Source organism: Prosthecobacter sp. (genome assembly GCF_029946185.1).
Lineage (GTDB): Bacteria > Verrucomicrobiota > Verrucomicrobiia > Verrucomicrobiales > Verrucomicrobiaceae > Prosthecobacter.
Genome location: NZ_JAQSEA010000131.1, coordinates 1 through 3,940 on the forward strand (window position 1 = coordinate 1; position 3,940 = coordinate 3,940).

Consider the following 3,940-nt stretch of genomic DNA (forward strand, 5'->3'; position numbering starts at 1 on the left):
GCCATACTGCTCTCATCTTCTGGAGGCGTTCCTCCACGCGGCGTGCGGGAATCGTGGTCGATACTCATGACGGGTCCTCCCTAGCCAAATCGGCGGAAAACTCGGCTTCCAGCGCCTCAATGCTGGGCAGGCTGGAGGCCAGCTCAGCAGGCAGAGCCCGCGTCAGCTCGTAGTCGGCGACGCCAATGGGCTTTTGGATGTCGCGCAGTGAATACTCGGCAAGGATGCGGTCCTTCGTCTGACAGAGGATGAGGCCGATGGTGGGTGCATCGCCTAGGTGGCGGAGCTGATCGTCCACGACGGAGCAGTAGAAATTCATCTTGCCCGCATGCTCGGGCTTGAAGTCGCCCTTTTTCAAATCCACGACGACGAAGCAGCGCAGCTGAAGATGGTAGAACAGGAGGTCGAGGTAGAATTCGCGATCACTGACGGCGAGGCGGTACTGGCGGCCCACGAAGGCAAAGCCGCGCCCGAGTTCGATGAGGAATTTCTGAATATGCCCGAGCAGGCCAGTCTCCAGTTCGCGCTCATGAAATGGCTCCTCCAAGGTGAGGAAGTCGAAGAGGTAAGGATCCTTCAGCAGCCCCTGCGCGAGGCTGGCATGGACTTCAGGCAGCGTGGTGGCGAAGTTGGTCACGGCACCGCCCTGCCGCTCATGGGCGCAGTTTTTGATCTGGGTGGTGAGCGTGTCCCGGCTCCAGCCAAGCTCCATCGTCTGCCGGGCATACCAGAGACGGGTGGGGAGGTCTTTGATTTTCTGGATAAGGATGACGTGATGGAACCACGGCAATCCGAGGATCACTTTGAGGGGAAGGGCAAAAGGTGCAGCGGGCTGCTGCAAAAGTTCAATCGTCTCAAAATCAACGCTTTGTAATTGTGCCGTAGACTGTTGCACAATTTTTGCAGCAGGTTGCTGCAATATTGGAGGTGCGCCATATTCACGGGCAAAGCGAATCATGTAGCCGATGTTCCGCTCCGAGAAACCCTTCTCCTCCGGCAGCTCGTTCTTCAAATCCATCGCCAGCCGGGGAATGACACCTGCGCCCCAGCCTTCGCGTTTCTGCCGGGCGGCAATCATGCACCCAATCTCCCAATACATACGGATCATCTCCGCATTGGCCGATAGCGCGGCCTTGTGCTGCGCCTGGCGGACGCGGATTTTGATGTCGCCAAGCAGGTCTTTGTAGTGAGTGAGTTCGGTGCTCATGGCTGGAATCCCATGCGTTTGAGATGAACTGCCACCCTGGCCTCCAGTTCTTCGACCTCGGCGGTCAGTTTGGGCAAGGGGACGGCATAGCGTTCGGCAAGCTGGCGGATGCGGCCAGTGAGGGTCTGCGAGACGCGGTCGAGCTCGCCCTGCACGGTGGCGGCGATGGTGGTGAGCCATTTGCCCTCGATGACGAGCGTCTTGATCTCCTCCACGCTGAGCTTGCTGTACTTTGCAGCGACCTGGGTGATGAGCGCAGTTTGTGCGGCTTTGAGCTTGAGGCTGAGCGTGGTTTCCTGCTCGCAGAGTTCGAGATAGTTGTTTAGCACCTCGCGCTCTTCAGCGGCATCGCGATCTCGCTGGATGTGTTTCAGGCGTGCGGTGGCGCTGGCTTTGGTGAGCTTGTCCTTGTCATTTTTCGCGTCTTCGAGCAGGCCGCCTTCGCCAGCGTGCTCTTCGGCGAGTTCTTCCATCTGCTGCTCGCTGGCGGCGATGTCTGACTCCAGTTTCTCAATGGCGGCCTGATCCTTGGCAAGGTAACGGGCGATGAGCAGGGCAGGGGGGATGAGCTCGGCCTGGTATTTGAGTTTGCCGAGGGTGAAGTCGGGCTTCTCCTTGGACTTCTTGTCCTTGTCCTCGCGGATGAGCTGCGGCTGCGCGGCTTTTTTCCAGCCATCGGCTACGAGCAGGTACACATCATCCTGCCAAGTGGCGGCCCAGTAATCCATCAGGTGCTGGTAGATGTCATAGCCATCAAGCAAGCTGGCCTGCTCAAAGGTAACCAGCAGAGCTTCGGCGAGGGTTTCGATGAGCACCTTGGGCTTGTCGCCGATGGCGATGTCTTGCAGGCGCGGCAGGCTGGCTTTTTTCCATTTCGTGAAGAGCTTGGTGGCCGAGGTATGGAAGGCGGTAAACTCGGCATGCCCGAAGATGGTGGCCTTCACCTCGGCGATGGGGACGCGGAGCTGGGCGTAGCCGGGGCGGTCTGCTTTCTTAAACAATGTGGCACGGACGCCGGGAATGACCTGCCAGTAGGCGGAGAGGGCGTCGATGTCGCGCTGTGGGATGCCGCCGCAGAGATGCGCGGTGATGTCCTGCAGGTCCTCCGGCTCAGTGCTGTCGATGTAGCGTGGCAGGTTGAGATTGAAGTCGTTTTTCGCGTCGCTGATCTCGGTGATGGGCACCATGCGCGAGTAGCGCGGCACCTCAACGAGACGGGTGAAGACATCGACGATCTTGTGGATGTCCTGATCGCGCAGGCGGTTCTTGTTGCCGTCTTTGATGAAACCCTTGGAGGCATCAATCATGAAGATGCCTTTGCGCACAGCGGCGTTCTCTTTGTCGATGACGATGATGCAGGCGGGGATGCCGGTGCCGTAAAACAAGTTCGCCGGCAAGCCGATGATGCCTTTGATGTAGCCACGGCGGATGATCTCGCGCCGGATGTTGGCCTCGGCATTGCCCCGGAACAGCACGCCATGCGGCAGAATGACGGCACCTTTGCCCGTGCTTTTCAGGGAAGCGATGATGTGGAGGAAGAAGGCGAAGTCGCCATTCTTCTCCGGTGGGATGAGGAGCTGATCGCCAAACTTGAAGCGCTTGAACTCGTCCTCGGCGGGATGGAAGCCATTGCTCCAGGCCTTGGTGGAGAAGGGTGGATTGGCAACGACGAAATCATGCGTCTTGAGCTGGCCATGGGCGTTTTTGAAATAGGGAGCGGAGAGGGAGTTGTCCTTCCAGATTTCCGCTGTGGGGCAGTCATGGAGATACATGTTCATCCGCGCCAGAGCGCTGGTGGCATTGTCCATTTCCTGTCCATAGAGGGCCAGATCCAGACCCGTGCCGCTGCGGGCTTCATCATGCGCTTTCAGCAGCAACGACCCCGAACCACAGGCCGGATCATAGATGGTCTGCGCAGAGTCTTTGGCTGAGCCGATGGCGATGACCTTGGCCATGATGCGGGAGACTTCCGCCGGCGTGTAGAACTGGCCTTTGCTCTTGCCGCTCTCGGTGGCGAAGTGCCGCATGAGGAACTCGTAGGCATCGCCCAAGAGGTCATCGCCCTCGGCGCGGTTGCCCCGGAAATCGAGGTCGGGGTGATCAAAGATGCCGATGAGATTGGACAGGCGGTCCACCATCTCCTTGCCTTTGCCCAGCTTGTCCGGGTCATTGAAATCCGCCACATCGATGACTCCCACGAGATCATTCGCCTCCGCCAGCCTGCCGATGATCTTGTTGATGCCGTCGCCGATGTCCTTGTTCCCCTTCAGCAACACCATGTCGGCAAAGCTGCCGCCCTTGGGCACATCGAGCATGGCATTCTTCCGCCCGGCGTATTTGTCCGAGACGTACTTCACAAACAGCAGCACCAGCACGTAGTCCTTGTACTGACTGGCATCCATCCCCCCGCGCAGTTCATCGCAGCTTTGCCAAAGAGAGGAATAGAGTTGGGATTTTTTGAGAGCCATGTGCCTGCTGGTGGAGCGCTGGATGTTCGCGAGTGAAGGAGTTCCGACAAGGAGGATTCACGCAATCAGTGCAGACATTAAAGCCCTCACAGTCGAAAGGAATTGGAAAACCGGCACAGAACTGGACCTCCAGCAGGTAAAAAAAGAACCCCGCCTTGGGGGGGAGCCTCTTGCGGTTCCATGTCTTCGCTTCAACGGAGCCGCACTCCGAGGAGTGCGGATGGTGACGACTCCATGACGGTCGAAACCGTGGACAACGATACTT

At 58.5% G+C, this 3,940-nt stretch carries 2 protein-coding genes; both read right to left on the reverse strand.

The genetic code is table 11. From position 1 onward, the window contains the following. Positions 1-64 precede the first annotated feature (64 nt). Positions 65-1,207, reverse strand: a complete 1,143-nt coding sequence (locus tag PSV43_RS10760; protein ID WP_300196604.1) for a PDDEXK nuclease domain-containing protein — start codon at positions 1,205-1,207, stop codon at positions 65-67. After that, the gene (locus PSV43_RS10765; RefSeq protein ID WP_300196606.1) at positions 1,204-3,675 is read right to left on the reverse strand and encodes an N-6 DNA methylase; all 2,472 of its coding nucleotides are present in this window, start codon (positions 3,673-3,675) and stop codon (positions 1,204-1,206) included. Before PSV43_RS10765 ends, PSV43_RS10760 begins: the two co-directional genes overlap by 4 nt. Positions 3,676-3,940 lie beyond the last annotated feature (265 nt).